Origin of the sequence: Streptomyces sp. NPDC059477 (assembly GCF_042749375.1) — a bacterium.
Classification (GTDB): domain Bacteria; phylum Actinomycetota; class Actinomycetes; order Streptomycetales; family Streptomycetaceae; genus Streptomyces.
This window is the reverse complement of record NZ_JBHYUG010000055.1, coordinates 14923-30937: the sequence shown is the minus strand read 5'-3', so window position 1 is coordinate 30937 and position 16015 is coordinate 14923. Positions and strand designations below refer to the sequence as shown.

Here is a 16015-nt window from a genome sequence, read left to right as displayed (position 1 = left end):
CAGGTGTGTCAGGAGGTGTGTGGTGGCGCGGTGGAGCCCCGGACGACGAGGTGTACGGGGATGTCCCCGCCGTGGGGCTCGCGGCCGTCCAGGACGGCCAGGAGGGCTTGCATGCCGCGTTCGCCGAAGAGTTCGGCGTCGAGGCGGACGGTGGTGAGTTCGGGGTCGAGGGCGGTGGCGAGGGCGAGGTCGTCCAGGCCGGTGACGGAGAGGTCGTCGGGGATGGCCAGGCCGAGGCGGCGGGCGGCTTTGTAGACGCCGGCGGCGAGTTTGTCGTCGTCGCAGATGACGGCGGTGGGGCGGGGGCCGGGGGCGGTGAGGGCGGCCTCGGCGGCGTCGCGGGCGGCGTCGATGGCGATGGGTGCGCGGGCGGTGCGTACGGTCGCGCCGGGGACGGTGGCGAGGCGGGTGGTGAGTTCGCGGGCGCGTACCTCGAAGGTCCAGGAGGCGATGTCGGCCGCGAGGTGCAGGAGGTGGCGGTGGCCGAGGCCGGTGAGGTGGTCGGTGAGCTGGCGGACGCCGTCGGCGATGTCGAGGTTGACGGTGGCGGCGCCGAGGCTGCCGTGGGGGTCGCTGTCGAGCATGACGAGGGGGAGCTGGTCGCCGCGGATGGCGGTGAGGGCGTCGGCGGCCATGGAGGAGGCGAGGACGCCGTCGAGGGCGGCCTGTGCGGAGGCGAAGGGGGAGCGGGCGGGTCCGATGCCTTCGGGGGAGGGGTAGAGGACGACGCCGAAGCCGTGGTGGGCGGCGATGCGGGCGGCGCCGGTGTAGACGCCGGCGAAGAATTCGGTGGTGAGTGCGGGGACGACCAGGAGGATCGTGCGGGTGCGGCCGAGGCGGAGGTTGCGGGCGGCGAGGTTGGGGCGGTAGCCGAGGGTGCGGGCGGCTTCGCGGACGCGTTCGGCTGTGGTTTCGGAGACCCGGCCGCGCCATTTGTCGCCGAGGACGAGGGAGACGGCGGCTTGGGAGACGCCTGCGGTCTGGGCGACGTCCCGGCTGGTGGGGCGGGTGCTGCCGTGTGCCACCGTGCGTCTGCTCCTTCTGCGTGGGCCTGTGCGGGCGTCCGGCTGTGTGGACGTCCGGTCAGCGCTCATGGTACGTATGACCTCAGACGTTATACGTAACACTTCGGCCGGAAGGGCGTGCGCGATGGCCACGGGTTACCTGGAGATCCTCAGGACGAGACACGCCGCCCGGCTGCTCGTGGGCACGCTGGTGGGGCGGCTGCCGAACGCCACCGCGCCGATCGCGATCGTGCTGTTCGTCCGCGCGGAGGGCGGTTCCTACAGCCTGGCGGGGGCGCTGGCGGCGGTGTACGGCGTGGCGAACGCGGTCGGGCAGCCGCTGCTGGGCCGGCTGGTGGATCTGTACGGGCAGCCGCGTGTGCAGTTGCCCGCGGTGCTCGCCTCGGCCGCCGCCATGGCGGTGTTCGCGTTCGCGGGCACCGGTCCGCTGGTGCTCGCCCATGCGGCCGTCGCGGCGGCGGGGCTGTTCACGCCGCCGCTGGAGGGCGGTCTGCGGGCGCTGTGGCCGTCGGTGCTGCGCAAGGACGGGCAGGTGCACACGGCGTACGCGATGGACGCGGTGGCGCAGGAGGTGCTGTTCACGGTCGGCCCGCTGCTGGTCACGGTGTGTGTGGCGCTGTGGTCGGCGCCGGCGGCGCTGGTGGTGCTGAACGTGGTCGGGGTGCTGGGGGCGCTGTCGGTGGCCGTGTCGGCGCCTTCGCGCGCGTGGCGTTCGGCGCCCCGGGAGGCGCACTGGCTGGGGGCGCTGCGTTCGCCGGGGCTGCTGGTGCTGCTGGGGGCGTTCTTGTTCGTCGGTGTGGCGCTGGGTTCGATCACGGTGGCGGCGGTGTCGTACGCGGACGACCGTGGCGGTGATGTGGTGTACGGGTGGCTGATGGCGGGCGTCGGGCTGGGTGCGCTGGTGGGTGGCGCGGTGTACGGGGCGCGGCGGTGGACGGGGGTGCCGGAGCGGCGGTTGCGGGTGCTGGTGGCGTTGCTGGCGGTGGGGTATGTGCCGTTGATGCTGATTCCGGGTCCGGTGGCGATGACGGTGCTGACGGCGGTTGCGGGGCTGTTTCTGGCGCCGGCGCTGGCGTGTGCGTTCGTGATCGTGGACCGGCACGCTCCGGCGGGGACGGTGACGGAGGCGTTCTCGTGGCTGGTGACGACGTTCACGGTGGGGGCGTCGGTGGGTACGGGGCTGGCGGGGCCGGTGGTGGAGTGGGGTGGGGCCCGGTGGGGGTTCGCGGTTCCGGCGGTGTCGGGGGCCGTGTCTTTGCTGGTCCTGGTGGCCATGGGGCGGGTCCTCGCAGCTCCTGTGCGGGAAGCGGTGATTGCGGCTTCTTCGGAAAATGATCTGAACCGTGCCCCCGATCCCCGTTTCAGTTCGGGTGATCGGGCGTAATGTTCAGTCATGGACCGCCGCATTTTCGGGCTGGAGAACGAGTACGGCGTCACGTGCACGTTCAGGGGACAGCGGCGTCTGTCTCCTGACGAGGTGGCGCGGTACCTCTTCCGCCGTGTCGTGTCATGGGGCCGAAGCAGCAATGTCTTTCTGCGCAACGGCGCCCGGCTCTATCTCGACGTCGGGTCACATCCGGAATACGCGACACCCGAATGTGACAACCTGACCGAACTGGTCACTCACGACAAGGCCGGCGAGCGCATTCTCGAAGGACTCCTGGTGGACGCCGAACGACGCCTGCACGAGGAAGGAATCGCGGGCGACGTCTACCTCTTCAAGAACAACACCGATTCGGCGGGAAACTCCTACGGCTGCCATGAGAACTATCTGGTGGCCCGGCACGGGGAGTTCTCCCGGCTCGCGGACATTCTGATTCCGTTCCTCGTCACGAGGCAGTTGCTGTGCGGTGCGGGCAAGGTGCTCCAGACGCCGCGCGGTGCCGTGTACTGCGTCAGTCAGCGTGCCGAGCACATCTGGGAGGGCGTCTCCTCGGCGACGACCCGCTCCCGGCCCATCATCAACACCCGGGACGAGCCGCACGCGGACGCCGAGCGTTATCGGCGGCTGCATGTCATCGTGGGTGACTCCAACATGTCCGAGACGACCATGCTGCTCAAGGTCGGGGCCACCGATCTGGTGCTGCGCATGATCGAGGCGGGCACGGTGATGCGTGATCTCACGCTGGAGAACCCGATCCGGGCGATCCGTGAGGTGAGCCATGACATCACGGGCCGTCGCAAGGTGCGGCTGGCCAGCGGCCGGGAGGCGTCCGCGCTGGAGGTGCAGCGCGAGTACTTCGAGAAGGCCGTGGACTTCTGTGAGCGCCGGGGCATCCGCACCGGTACGGTCGAGCAGGTGCTGGAGCTGTGGGGCCGTACGCTCGACGCGATCGAGGCCGAGGATCTGGACCGGATCGGTACCGAGATCGACTGGGTGATGAAGTACAAGCTCATCGAGCGGTACCGGGCCAAGAACAACATGACGATGTCGCATCCGCGCGTGGCGCAGATAGACCTCGCCTACCACGACATCCACCGCCGCAGGGGCTTGTACTACTTGCTGGAGCGCAGGGGGCAGGCCGCGCGGATCTGCAACGACCTGAAGATCTTCGAGGGCAAGTCCGTGCCCCCGCAGACCACTCGGGCCCGGCTGCGGGGTGACTTCATCCGCAGGGCGCAGGAGCAGCGCCGGGACTTCACGGTCGACTGGGTGCATCTGAAGCTCAATGACCAGGCGCAGCGCACGGTGTTGTGCAAGGACCCGTTCCGTTCGGTGGACGACCGGGTGGAGAAGCTGATCGCCGGTATGTGAGTGCCCCGTTCCGGATGATCGCCGGAACGCCACACGGGCGCCGTACGTTTCTCGTACGGCGCCCTTCTCACGCCGTAGAGTTGCGCGCACCCAACCGACAAGATCGATCGATTACGAGGCCCCCACCGTGCGCCGTCGCTCTGTTCTCATCGCCGTTCCCGCCGGCCTGGTCACTCTCGCCGGGTGCGGGGACGACGGCTCCGACTCCGGCAACGCCAGTGGCAGTGCGTCGCCGTCCGCGTCGGCTTCGTCGTCGGCGCCGCCGCCGCCGAAGATCGTGGACGGTCCGTTGCCGGCGATCACGGCGGGCACGAAGTTCGATGAGAAGCCGACGGTCGCCAAGGGCAGCGGGGAGCCGTCGGACCAGCTCGCGGTGAAGACGGTGATCGCGGGCGGTGGTACCACGGTCGCGGAGAACGACTACGTCCAGGCGAACTACCTGGGTCAGATCTGGGACACGGCGACGGTCTTCGACAACTCCTACGACCGGGGTGCTCCGCTGGTGATCCAGCTCGCGGCGGGTTCCATCATCGACGGCTGGCGGTATGCGCTGGCGGGCAAGAAGGCGGGCAGCCGGGTGGAGATGTCCGTGCCGCCGACCTGGGGGTACGGCACGTCGGGCAATGAGCAGGCGGGGATCAAGGGCACGGACACGCTGGTGTTCGTGGTGGACATCCAGAACGCGTACAACTCGAAGAGTTCCGCCAAGGGCACGGATGTCGCCCAGGACAATGTGGATCTGCCGAAGGTCGGTACCAACACGGACGGCAAGGCTCCGGCGATCACGGTCCCCAAGTCGGATCCGCCCACCGATCTGGTGGCGAACTATGTCATCGAGGGTGACGGGGTGGAGCTGGCGGCGGAGGATTCCGTGCTGGTGCAGTACAAGGGTGTGCTGTGGGACACGGGCAAGGAGTTCGACTCCAGCTACAGCCGTGACGCGCTGACGTCGTTCTCGCTCCAGCAGGTCGTCAAGGGCTGGTCGCAGGGCCTGACCGGCAAGAAGGTGGGCAGCAGGGTCCTGATCGTGGTCCCGCCGGCGCTGGGGTACGGGGACCAGCCGCCGGAGGGCAGCGGCATCGCGAAGGACTCCACGCTGGTCTTCTCGGTGGACATCCTGGCGAAAATGTAGGCGGGGCGCACGTCCGGCGCAGGGCGGGGCCCGCTGCCCGCGCCCGCGCGCGGCCGGGATGAAACACTGGTCGCGTTGCACTATCCGCAGAAGACGCAGGAGCGAGACGTGAGCATCGACAAGCCCGAGGTCGACTTCCCGGGCGGCGAGCCCCCGGCGAACCTTGAGATCAAGGACATCTGGGAGGGCGACGGCCCGGAGGCGAAGGCGGGCGACACCGTCTCCGTGCACTACGTGGGTGTTGCCTTCTCCAGTGGTGAGGAGTTCGACGCGTCCTGGAACCGGGGTACGCCGCTGAGCTTCCAGCTCGGTGTCGGCCAGGTCATCACCGGCTGGGACCAGGGTGTGCAGGGCATGAAGGTCGGCGGCCGGCGTCAGCTGGTCATCCCGCCGCATCTGGCGTACGGCGACCGGGGTGCCGGTGGCCGGATCAAGCCGGGCGAGACGCTGATCTTCGTCTGCGACCTGGTCAAGGTCTGATCGTCGTACGGAACGTCGAGGCGTTCTGATTCCGGTCCGGTTCTCGCGCGTATCGCGTTCGGGACCGGACCGGACTCGATCAGCTGGGGTCCATGCCTGTGCGGGCATGGGCCCTCGGCTTTTGTGACCGTACTGTGGAACGGTACGGTCATCGGTCTAAGCACCATAGGGAAGGCGAAGGGCGTCGATGGCCATTGCCAAGGCCGAGCGGTTGATGAACCTCGCGCTGTGTCTGCTCGGGACCCGGCGACCGCTCAGCAAGCGTGAGCTGCGGGAGTCCATCGAGGCCTATCTCGAAGCGGGCAGCGACGACTCCTTCAATCGCATGTTCGAGCGGGACAAGGACGATCTGCGCGAACTGGGCCTGGTCATCGAGACCGTGGAGAACCTGGACGGCGAGGTCGGCTATCTCGCCCGCCGGGACAGCAACCGGCTGCCGCCCATCACCCTCGACGCCGAGGAGGCCGCCGCGCTCGGGCTGGCCGCCAAGGTGTGGCAGCAGGCCCGGCTGGCCGGTGCCGCGAGCGGCGCGCTCCAGAAGCTGCGCGCCGCCGGACTGCCCGAGGACGTCGACCCCTACGAGACCCACAGCGCCCTCGAACCCCGGATCCCGGTGCACGAGGCGGCGTTCGAGCCGCTGATGCTGGCCTGCCGCGACCGGCGCCCGGTCGCCTTCGAGTACCGCAAGGCCACCGCCGCGCACCCCGAGACCCGTACGGTCGAGCCCTGGGCCTTGGAGTGCTGGCGCGGGCACTGGTATCTGGCCGGGTTCGACCGGGACCGGGGCGCCGAGCGGGTGTTCAGGCTGTCGCGGATCACCGGGAAGGTGCGCTCGCGCGGCGGGCGGTTCTCGGTGCCCGTCCCCGATGTGGTCACCGTGCGCGAGACGGTCGCCGGCTGGGCCGGGGAGACCGCCGACCGCAGCGCCCGGATCCGGCTGCGCTCGGGCTCCGGGTACCCCTTGCGGGCGAAGGCCACCATGGTCCGGGAACTCGGCGACGGCTGGGACGAGTTGGACGTTCCGTACGGGCATGGACTGGATGCCTGGCTGGTGGAGTTCGGGCCCGATGTGGTGGTCCTGGAGCCGTCGGAGCTGCGGGCCGATGTGCTGGACCGGCTGCGTGCCGTGGCCAAGGGCTGAGGGACGGCGGACGACGAAGTGGGGACTGTGGCCGGCAAACCGATCAGGCCTGTGAACGCCATCGACCAGACCCGGCGGATGCTCTCCCTGGTGACCTATCTGCGGGAGCGGCCCGGGGCGCGGATCGAGGACGTGGCGCGCGCCTTCGGGATCACCGAGGACGAGCTGGTCTCCGATCTCGATGTGCTGCCCATGTGCGGGACCAGCTTCCGGGGCGGGGATCTGCTCGACATCGACACCGACGGCGAGCGGATCTGGTGGCACAATCCGGCCGCGCTGGGGGCGGAGGCCGCCGAGCCGCTGCGGCTGGCCGCCGACGAGGCGACCGCGCTGCTGGTCGCCGCGCGGGCCGTGTCGACGCTGCCCGGGCTGCGTGAGGGCGACCGGCAGGCGCTGCTGCGGGCCACCGCCAAGGTGGAGACCGCCGCCGGGGAGACGGCCGGGGCCAGTTCCCGGCTGTCGGTGACCTTCGAGTCCGAGGGCGGGGTCTTCGCCGATGTGGACCGGGCGATCTCCGAGCGCCGCCGGCTGTGGATCCGCTACTACTCACCGGCCCGTGATGAGCTGACCGAGCGCGAGATCGACCCGATCCGCCTGGTCAGCGTGGGGCACACCTATGTGGAGGCCTGGTGCCGCCGCTCCGAGGCCCGGCGCACCTTCCGGCTGGACCGGGTCGCCGAGATCCGGGTCCTGGACGAGCCGTCCGCGCCGCCCGAGGTCGAGCTGCGGGATCTGTCGGAGGGGCTGGTGCAGCCCGCCGCCGAGGATCCCGAGGTCGTGGTGGAGGTCGGCCCGGGCGGGCGCTGGGTCGCCGAGTACTACCCCCACGACAGCGCGGACGAACTGCCCGACGGCGGCCTCCGTATCACCCTGCGCACCCCCGACCCGGCCTCCCTCAGACGCCTGGCCCTGCGCCTGGGCGCCGACGGCCGCATCGTGGCCCCCCGCGAGCTGGCCACCAGCGCCCGCCAGGCGGCCCGCGAGGCGCTGGCGGCGTATGACGGCGTCGAGGCGGACTACACGGAGGGGACGGGCCGGACGGGCCGGGATGGTCAGTCGGGCGGGGGGAGTCAGGCGGGGCAGTCGGGTCGGACGGGCCGGACAGATCAGGCGGATCGGATGGGGTGGGCTGGGTCGGATGGGTCGGATGGGTCAGCTGGATCCGACGGGCCACGCTGATCCGGGAGACCGGACGTTGGGTGTGGTGAGTGCCTCGGGTGTGCCGGGTGAGTCCGATGCCGTCGGTGACGGTCCGGACGAGAGACCGGGCGGCGGTTCGGACCACCGGACGGCGTGAGCCGCGAGGGCGACCACCTTGGTGCCGGTGCGGCCCGTACCGGCGTGGTCGCGCCAGACGCTGCCAGGGAGCGGCCGGAGACCTGATCGCTGCCTACCCGAGTAGGCGGCCCGCCCCGGCTCCGGCCGGACGGCACCCGTCTCGGGACGCAGCCCACGCGGGCCCCGGGCACCCGGCGGAACCCGCCCGGGCCTCCGGCAGGGCCCACCCGAACCCCCGGCCACGAGCGCCGAGGACCACACGTACGACATGCGGGCAACACGCGGGCGAGGGAACCCGGCACCGGCCGGGGCGTCCGGGGTGAACGAGCGAGGGAAGAGGAGCTGGCGCTGTGAGTGAGACGGTGTCGTCCGGTGCGCGGGACATGACGGTCGCCGCCGCGTTCGCCGGGATGAGAAGTGTGGCTCCCGTGGTGTTCCGGGCGGGCTGCCCGGACTGCCGGGGCAGCTTCGAACTGGGCGCGAACGCGCTGCGGCTGGCCATCGGCGCCACCAGCCGCACCACGTTCTACTCCTTCACGTGTCCACAGTGCGAGACGCTGGTGCGCAAGCCGGCCGGCGAGCGGATCGTGCAGCTGCTCACCGGCGGCGGGGTCAGCACGCTGAGACTGCACTCGGCGCACTGAGGTCCCGCCCGGGCTTCTTCGCGATCCCGCCCGGACGCGCGGTCCCGCCCCGACCGGCGTGCACCCCCGCACCCGAGACGGTCTAGGCTCTGGCCCATGTTCTGGCCGATGTTCGCGGTAGGCGTGGGTTTCCTGGGGATCATGGTGCTCGGTGTGCTCGCGGTCCGGGTTTTCCTGGCGGCCGAAGGGCTGGGGCGCCAGGTCACGGAGGCGGCGACCCGGATCAACCGGGCCGCCGAGGAGCTGGAACGGGCATCGGTGAGCACCGCGCGATCTGCGGATTCGCTGTGAACGCGAGCTGTGGATCCACTGTGGATCAGGGTTCGCGGGACAGGGGCGGCTGCGCGGTGGGACCAGTACGGAGCCCCGCGCCGCACGTGATTTGGGCCCCTTCGCCCTGTCATCCGGCCGTATCCGGCAGGTACGCTGCTGATCGCGGCCCGGAGACGAGGCGCGGACCGCGGATTGGGAGTACGGAGTACGCACAGGGATTGCTCGGCGTTTACCCCTGAGCGTTACGATCGCTGTCGCACGGCTGATCGGACTCTTGTCCGACCGGCTGGACAGCACCCACCCAGCCGCCTCGGTGAGAAGGTAAAGACTTATGTTCGGAAGGCTCGGAGCCCCCGAGATCATTCTCATCCTCGTCGTCATCATCCTGCTGTTCGGCGCGAAGAAGCTTCCGGACATGGCTCGTTCGCTCGGCAAGTCCGCGCGCATCCTCAAGAGCGAGGCCAAGGCGATGAAGGACGACGGCAGCAAGACCGCCGCCCCCGCCGACCCGCCCAAGACGGACGAGCAGGGCCCGGCTCAGCGCATCATCCAGGCGTCGCCCGGCGATGTGACCAGCTCCCGCCCGGTCACCGAGCCGACGGACTCGACCAAGCGCTGATCATGGGCCGGTGACCTCCGGCCCGCCGCACGAGATGGGAACGTGGGTTGCTGAAGCCTGCCCGCAACAAGGAGAAGGATCCCGAGGGGCGGATGCCCCTCGCGGAACACCTGCGTGAGCTCCGCAACCGGCTCGCGAAGGCGCTGCTCGCCATCGTCCTCGTCACGTTGGTCGCCGCCTTCTTCTACAACGACATCATCAACTTCTTCACCGACCCGATCCTCGAATCGGTCGGCTGCTCGCAGACCTTCGAGCAACTGGCGCGGGCGCAGGACACGAGCGAGCCGTGCGCGCAGATCACCATCAACGGTCTGCTGACGCCGTTCACGCTGGCGCTGAAGGTGTCCCTGATGGCCGGTGTGGTGCTGGCCTCGCCGGTCTGGCTGTACCAGCTGTGGGCGTTCGTCGCGCCGGGACTGCACCGGCACGAGAAGAAGTACGCCTACGCGTTCGTCGCCACCGGCTTCCCGCTCTTCCTCGGCGGCGCCTTCTTCGCCTACAAGCTGCTGCCCACCACCGCCAAGGTGCTGATCGAGTTCACCCCGTTCGGTGTGGACAACCTGCTGCCGCTGGACGATCTGCTCGACCTCGTGACCCGTATGGTCATCGTCTTCGGCCTCTCCTTCGAACTGCCGCTGCTGCTGATCATGCTGAACTTCACCGGGGCGATCACCGGCCGCCGGATGCTCGGCTGGTGGCGGGCCATGATCATGGGCATCACGGTCTTCGCCGCGATCGCCACGCCCAGCACCGACCCGCTGACCATGATGGGGCTGGCCGGGCCGATCTGGGTCCTGTACTTCGTGGCCGTGATCGTCTCGCTGTTCAATGACCGCCGCAGGCGCCGCCGCGAGGCCGCGGGCCCCGCCGACGACGAAGCTTCCGACCTCGATCTCACCCCCGAGGCGATCGGCGAGGTGGAAACCGTGCCGGCTGCGCGCGCGCTGCCCGAGCAGGCGTCCTCGGACCGGGTCAACGGTTATGACGACGTGACCTGAGGACCCACCCGGGCGCCCGTGGGGTCCTCATAGGGTTTGCGGGATGACCAGTGAGATCAGCGACACCGGCGAGATCGGCGAGAGCAGTGACATCGGCGAGATAACCCTCTTCGTGAATCCCACCGCAGGTCGCGGCCGGGGCGCCCACGCGGCGCGGCCGGCCGCTTCCGCGTTGCGGGCCGCCGGATTCTCGGTGCGTACGGTCCTCGGCCGGGACGCCCCGGACGCGCTGGCCCGCGCGCGGGCGGCCGTCGCGGCGGGCACCGGCGCGCTGGTCGCCGTCGGCGGCGACGGCATGGCACATCTCGCGCTCCAGGCCGTCGCCGGCACCCCGACGCCGCTCGGTCTGGTCGCCGCCGGTACCGGCAACGATCTCGCCCGCGCCCTCGGGCTGCCCCTGCGCGACCCGGCCGCGGCGGGGCGGCTGATCGCCGCCCGGCTCAAGGCCCCCCGGCTCCGGGAGATCGACCTCGGCCGGGTCGGGGACCGCTGGTTCGCGACCGTCCTGGCGACCGGCTTCGACTCACGGGTCAACGACCGCGGCAACCGGATGCGGTGGCCCGCCGGGCGGCTCAAGTACGACCTGGCGATGCTCGCCGAACTCGCCGCGTTCCGCCCGCTGCCGTACCGGATCACGCTCGACGGCGGAGCGGTGCGCGAGATCGAGGCCACGCTCGTCGCGGTCGGCAACGGGTCCTCGTACGGGGGCGGGATGCGGATCTGTCCCGGTGCTGATCTCGGCGACGGGCTGTTCGACATCACCGTGGTGGGGGATTGCAGTCGGCGGACGCTGGTGAGGGTGTTCCCGAAGGTGTACCGGGGGACGCATGTCGGGCATCCGAAGGTCAGTGTGGTGCGGGCCGCGACGGTCGAGATCGTGGCGCGGGGGCTCACCGGGTACGCCGACGGCGAACCGCTCGGGCCGCTGCCGCTGACCGCGCGCTGTGTCCCCGCCGCCGTACGGGTCGCCGCGCCCTGAGCTGCGCCGATCCCGGCGGCGGAGCGGGGGGCCGGGACGTGGATCGGGATAATGATCGTCCTGTTGTCAGTGCGGCCCGGTACGCTCGAAAGCACGATGACACAGGACCTCTCACCTGCCGAGCGGTACGCGGCAGCCCGCAGGCGTGCTGCGGACCAGGCCACCGCGCTCGCGTCCTTCCGCGAGATGTACGACTTCGGCCTCGACCCCTTCCAGATCGAGGCCTGTGAGGCGCTGGAGTCCGGCAAGGGCGTGCTGGTCGCCGCCCCCACCGGCTCCGGCAAGACGATCGTGGGCGAGTTCGCCGTCCACCTCGCCCTCACCCAGGGCCGCAAGTGCTTCTACACGACACCCATCAAGGCGCTGTCGAACCAGAAGTACAACGACCTGTGCCGGCGCTACGGCACCGACAAGGTCGGCCTGCTCACCGGCGACAACAGCGTCAACTCCGACGCCCCCGTGGTCGTGATGACCACCGAGGTGCTGCGGAACATGCTGTACGCGGGCTCGCGAACCCTCCTCGGCCTGGGCCATGTGGTGATGGACGAGGTGCACTACCTCTCCGACCGCTTCCGGGGCGCCGTCTGGGAGGAAGTGATCATCCATCTGCCCGAGTCGGTGACGCTCGTCTCACTCTCGGCGACCGTCTCCAACGCCGAGGAGTTCGGCGACTGGCTCGACACCGTGCGCGGCGACACCGAGGTGATCGTCTCCGAGCACCGGCCGGTGCCGCTGTTCCAGCACGTCCTCGCCGGGCGGCGGATGTACGACCTGTTCGAGGAGGGCGAGGGCCACCGCAAGGCCGTCAACCCCGATCTGACCCGGATGGCCCGCATGGAGGCCAGCCGGCCCTCCTACCAGGACCGCAGACGCGGCCGGTCCATGCGCGAGGCCGACCGTGAGCGCGAGCGCAGACAGCGCTCCCGGATCTGGACGCCCAGCCGCCCCGAGGTCATCGAGCGGCTCGACGCGGAGGGCCTGCTCCCGGCGATCACCTTCATCTTCAGCCGCGCCGCCTGCGAGGCCGCCGTCCAGCAGTGCCTGTACGCGGGCCTGCGGCTCAACGACGACGAGGCCCGTCTGAAGGTCCGTGAACTGGTCGAGGAGCGCACCGCGTCCATCCCGTCCGAGGATCTGCACGTCCTGGGCTACTTCGAGTGGCTGGAGGGCCTGGAGCGCGGTATCGCCGCCCACCACGCGGGCATGCTGCCGACCTTCAAGGAGGTCGTGGAGGAACTGTTCGTGCGCGGCCTGGTCAAGGCCGTGTTCGCCACCGAGACCCTCGCCCTGGGCATCAACATGCCCGCCCGGTCCGTGGTCCTGGAGAAGCTCGTCAAGTGGAACGGCGAGCAGCACGCCGACATCACCCCCGGCGAGTACACCCAGCTCACCGGCCGCGCCGGACGCCGGGGCATCGACATCGAGGGCCATGCCGTGGTGCTGTGGCAGCGCGGCATGAACCCCGACCATCTCGCCGGGCTCGCCGGTACCCGCACCTATCCGCTGCGCTCCAGCTTCAAGCCGTCGTACAACATGGCGGTCAACCTGGTCGAGCAGTTCGGGCGGCATCGCTCGCGCGAGCTGCTGGAGACGTCGTTCGCGCAGTTCCAGGCCGACCGGTCCGTGGTGGGGATCTCCCGGCAGGTGCAGCGCAACGAGGAAGGTCTCGACGGCTACAAGGAGTCGATGACCTGCCACCTCGGCGACTTCGAGGAGTACGCGCGGCTGCGCCGCGAACTCAAGGACCGGGAGAACGACCTGGCCCGGCAGGGCGCCGCCCAGCGCAGAGCCGAGGCCGCGGTCGCGCTGGAGCGGCTCAAGCCGGGCGATGTCATCCACGTCCCCACGGGGAAGTACGCCGGGCTGGCGCTGGTGCTGGATCCGGGGCTGCCCGCCGGGCGCTCCAACGGGCATCGCGGCTTCGAGGCGCACGACGGGCCCCGGCCGCTGGTGCTGACCGCCGAGCGGCAGGTCAAGCGGCTCGCCGCGATGGACTTCCCGGTCCCGGTGGAGGCGCTGGAGCGGATGCGGATCCCCAAGTCCTTCAACCCGCGCTCCCCGCAGTCCCGCCGGGATCTCGCCTCCGCGCTGCGCACCAAGGCCGGGCACATCCCGGCCGACCGGCACCGCAAGCAGCGCTCCCAGGCCGCCGACGACCGGGAGATCGCCCGGCTGCGCGCCGAGCTGCGCGCGCACCCCTGCCACGGCTGCTCCGACCGCGAGGACCACGCCCGCTGGGCCGAGCGCTATCACCGGCTGCTGCGTGACACCTCTCAGCTGGAGCGGCGGATCGAGGGGCGCACCAACACGATCGCCCGCACCTTCGACCGGATCGTGGCCCTGCTGACCGAGCTGGACTATCTGCGCGACGACGAGGTCACCGAGCACGGCAAGCGGCTGGCCCGGTTGTACGGCGAGCTGGATCTGCTGGCCAGTGAATGCCTGCGCGCCGGGGTGTGGGAAGGGCTCGCGCCCGCCGAGCTGGCGGCCTGCGCGTCCGCGCTGGTGTACGAGGCGCGGGCCGCCGATGACGCCATGGCACCCAAGGTGCCGTCCGGGAAGGCCACGGCCGCGCTGGGCGAGATGGTGCGGATCTGGGGGCGGCTGGATGCCCTGGAGGAGGACTTCCGGATCACCCAGACCGAAGGGGTCGGGCAGCGTGAGCCGGATCTCGGGTTCGCCTGGGCCGCGTACCAGTGGGCCTCCGGGAAGGGGCTCGACGAGGTGCTGCGGGAGGCGGAGATGCCGGCCGGGGACTTTGTGCGGTGGTGCAAGCAGGTGATTGATGTGCTGGGGCAGGTGGCGGCGGCTGCGCCCAGCGGATCGACGGTGGGGAAGGCTGCGCGCAAGGCGGTTGATGGGTTGTTGCGGGGGGTTGTGGCCTATTCGTCGGTGGGGTGAGGGGTTCGGCGGCGGGTGCGGGCCGGTGGGGGCTGGTCGCGCAGTTCCCCGCGCCCCTTAGGTCAGACCTCCGCACGGCGATTCACATATGCGCGCCAACCTTGGAATGACGTGATGTCCTCCGCTTCTTCCAGTGCGCTCGGCTCGCACAGGAAGCCTGGGGTGGTGGTGCCGTCTGCCAGGTGGACTCGGCCCAGTGTCATCGGGCGGGGGAGGGTCGTCAGGAGGTTGCCCAGGGACTCCGGGGGGAGGGTCCAGATCTCTGTCTCGATCTCCTGGCCGCCCTCTCCTACGTACACCAGGCCCGGTTTCTCCGGCGTCGTGTTCAGGGCGTGCAGGTGGTAGAGGGGGGCCGTTGTCGTCGTGCGGGACAAGCGGGAACCCAGGGCCAGGAGTTGGGGGTTGAGGGGCTGGCCCGTCAAGTGGGCGCCCACCACGGCCACTTGGGCCTGTGGGGGCAGCGAGGCCGCGATGCGGGCCAGGCGTTCGTCGGTGAACGCCGGGCCGATCAGCATCACGCCGAACGGCAGGCCCGACACCTCGCCCGCCGGGACGGCCACCGCCGCCAGGTCGAAGAGGTTGGTGGAGTTGGTGAAGCGGCCCAGGCGGGCGTTGGTGCCCAGCGGGTCCGCCGCGACCTCGGCGAGGGTGGGGTGGCCCGGGGCGGTCGGGAGCAGCAGCGCGTCCGCGTCGGCGAGTTCCGCCAGGGCGTGGGCGCGCAGGGTGGCCAGGCGGGCCTGGTCGGCGAAGAGACGGTGGGCCGGGACATCGCGGGCGCCGGTGATGATGCCGGACACGGTCGGATCGAGGTCGGTGGCACCGGCGGCCAGAGCCTTGTCGACGAAGGCGCCCACGGCCGTGTAGCGCTCGGCCACGAACGCGCCCTCGTACAGCATCGCCGCCGCCTGGGTGAACGGGGTGAGGTCGAGCGTGCGGATCTCCGCGCCCGCCTCCGTCAGCCGGGCCACCGCCGCCTCGTACGCCTGGGCCCAGCCCTCGTCCAGCTCGCCCAGCTGTCCGGTCGGCGGGACGGCGATGCGCCAGGGGCCCGGGGTGCGTGCGGGGAGCGGCGGGAGGTCCCGGGCCGGTGGGGCCGTCAGGTACGACAGGGCTGTCTCGGCCTCCGGGAGGGTGCGGGCGAACACCGTGACACAGTCGAGCGTGGCGCAGGCCGGGACCACGCCGGTCGTCGGGATCAGGCCACGGGTCGGTTTGAGGCCGACGATGCCGTTGAAGGCGGCCGGAACCCGGCCCGAGCCCGCCGTGTCCGTGCCGAGGGCCAGATCGGCGACGCCCAGGGCGACCGCCACCGCCGAGCCGGAGCTGGAGCCGCCGCTCACCCGCGCCGGGTCCCACGCGTTGCGCACGGCGCCGTAGGGCGAGCGGGTGCCCACCAGGCCGGTCGCGAACTGGTCGAGATTGGTGGTGCCCAGGACCAGCGCCCCCGCCGCCCGCAGCCGGGCCACCGCCGGGGCGTCGGCGGCCGGGCGGTGGGCGTACGACGGACAGCCCGCCGTCGTGGGCAGGCCCGCCACGTCGATGTTGCCCTTGACCGCCAGCAGCCTGCCCGCCAGCGGGAGGTGTTCCCCGGCGGCCACGCGGGCGTCCAGGGCCGCCGCCTCCGCCTCGGCCTGCGCGCGGGGACGCAGGTCGATCCAGATCTCCGGGCGGTCCACGGCCACGATCCGCTCGTAGGCGGCACGGACCCGGTCGACGGTGGTGGACATGCTTGCTCGCTCCTCGTGTCGTTGGTTCGGCCGGCCGGACTGTCGGCGCCGGTTCGCCCGGTT

General features: G+C 71.0%; 13 protein-coding genes and 1 pseudogene. 12 read left to right on the top strand and 2 right to left on the bottom strand.

Annotated features, from left to right (window positions below):
• Positions 1-8 precede the first annotated feature (8 nt).
• Complete coding sequence (locus tag ACFXAZ_RS25290; RefSeq protein ID WP_384595512.1) at positions 9-1025, bottom strand: LacI family DNA-binding transcriptional regulator; 1017 nt, start codon at positions 1023-1025, stop codon at positions 9-11.
• Positions 1026-1149: 124 nt separating this feature from the next.
• On the opposite strand from ACFXAZ_RS25290, the gene ACFXAZ_RS25285 reads away from it, so the two are divergent.
• The 12 genes from ACFXAZ_RS25285 to ACFXAZ_RS25230 all read left to right on the top strand — a co-directional run bounded on the left by ACFXAZ_RS25285 (position 1150) and on the right by ACFXAZ_RS25230 (position 14225).
• Positions 1150-2409 carry an MFS transporter gene (locus ACFXAZ_RS25285; protein ID WP_384595509.1) on the top strand — a complete coding sequence of 420 codons (1260 nt, stop codon included), beginning with the start codon at positions 1150-1152 and terminating at the stop codon, positions 2407-2409.
• 9 nt (positions 2410-2418) lie between these two features.
• Positions 2419-3780 (top strand): Pup--protein ligase, encoded by a 1362-nt coding sequence (gene pafA / locus ACFXAZ_RS25280; protein ID WP_382687883.1) that lies wholly within the window; start codon positions 2419-2421, stop codon positions 3778-3780.
• A gap of 127 nt (positions 3781-3907) precedes the next feature.
• Positions 3908-4912, top strand: coding sequence for an FKBP-type peptidyl-prolyl cis-trans isomerase (locus tag ACFXAZ_RS25275; protein WP_384595506.1), 1005 nt, complete (start codon positions 3908-3910; stop codon positions 4910-4912).
• 108 nt (positions 4913-5020) lie between these two features.
• A complete protein-coding gene (locus tag ACFXAZ_RS25270; RefSeq protein ID WP_384595503.1) occupies positions 5021-5392 on the top strand; it encodes an FKBP-type peptidyl-prolyl cis-trans isomerase in 372 nt (123 codons plus the stop codon).
• A 187-nt stretch (positions 5393-5579) separates the two neighbouring features.
• Positions 5580-6533: a helix-turn-helix transcriptional regulator gene (locus tag ACFXAZ_RS25265; RefSeq protein WP_384595500.1), complete on the top strand. Its 954-nt coding sequence runs from the start codon at positions 5580-5582 to the stop codon at positions 6531-6533.
• A 27-nt stretch (positions 6534-6560) separates the two neighbouring features.
• Complete coding sequence (locus ACFXAZ_RS25260; protein ID WP_384595497.1) at positions 6561-7712, top strand: helix-turn-helix transcriptional regulator; 1152 nt, start codon at positions 6561-6563, stop codon at positions 7710-7712.
• 449 nt (positions 7713-8161) lie between these two features.
• Positions 8162-8455 carry a hypothetical protein gene (locus tag ACFXAZ_RS25255; RefSeq protein ID WP_384595494.1) on the top strand — a complete coding sequence of 98 codons (294 nt, stop codon included), beginning with the start codon at positions 8162-8164 and terminating at the stop codon, positions 8453-8455.
• 96 nt (positions 8456-8551) lie between these two features.
• A complete protein-coding gene (locus ACFXAZ_RS25250; RefSeq protein ID WP_384595491.1) occupies positions 8552-8746 on the top strand; it encodes a hypothetical protein in 195 nt (64 codons plus the stop codon).
• A gap of 313 nt (positions 8747-9059) precedes the next feature.
• Positions 9060-9347: a Sec-independent protein translocase subunit TatA gene (gene tatA / locus ACFXAZ_RS25245; protein WP_384595488.1), complete on the top strand. Its 288-nt coding sequence runs from the start codon at positions 9060-9062 to the stop codon at positions 9345-9347.
• A 47-nt stretch (positions 9348-9394) separates the two neighbouring features.
• A complete protein-coding gene (gene tatC / locus ACFXAZ_RS25240) occupies positions 9395-10345 on the top strand; it encodes a twin-arginine translocase subunit TatC (RefSeq protein WP_384595485.1) in 951 nt (316 codons plus the stop codon).
• Positions 10346-10388: 43 nt separating this feature from the next.
• Positions 10389-11324 carry a diacylglycerol kinase gene (locus ACFXAZ_RS25235; protein ID WP_384595482.1) on the top strand — a complete coding sequence of 312 codons (936 nt, stop codon included), beginning with the start codon at positions 10389-10391 and terminating at the stop codon, positions 11322-11324.
• A 51-nt stretch (positions 11325-11375) separates the two neighbouring features.
• Positions 11376-14225: a DEAD/DEAH box helicase gene (locus tag ACFXAZ_RS25230; protein ID WP_384595479.1), complete on the top strand. Its 2850-nt coding sequence runs from the start codon at positions 11376-11378 to the stop codon at positions 14223-14225.
• Between the two features lie 62 nt (positions 14226-14287).
• On the opposite strand, the pseudogene atzF reads toward ACFXAZ_RS25230, so the two are convergent.
• Positions 14288-15967, bottom strand: a pseudogene (gene atzF, locus ACFXAZ_RS25225) (allophanate hydrolase); the annotation flags it as partial.
• Between the last annotated feature and the right edge of the window lie 48 nt (positions 15968-16015).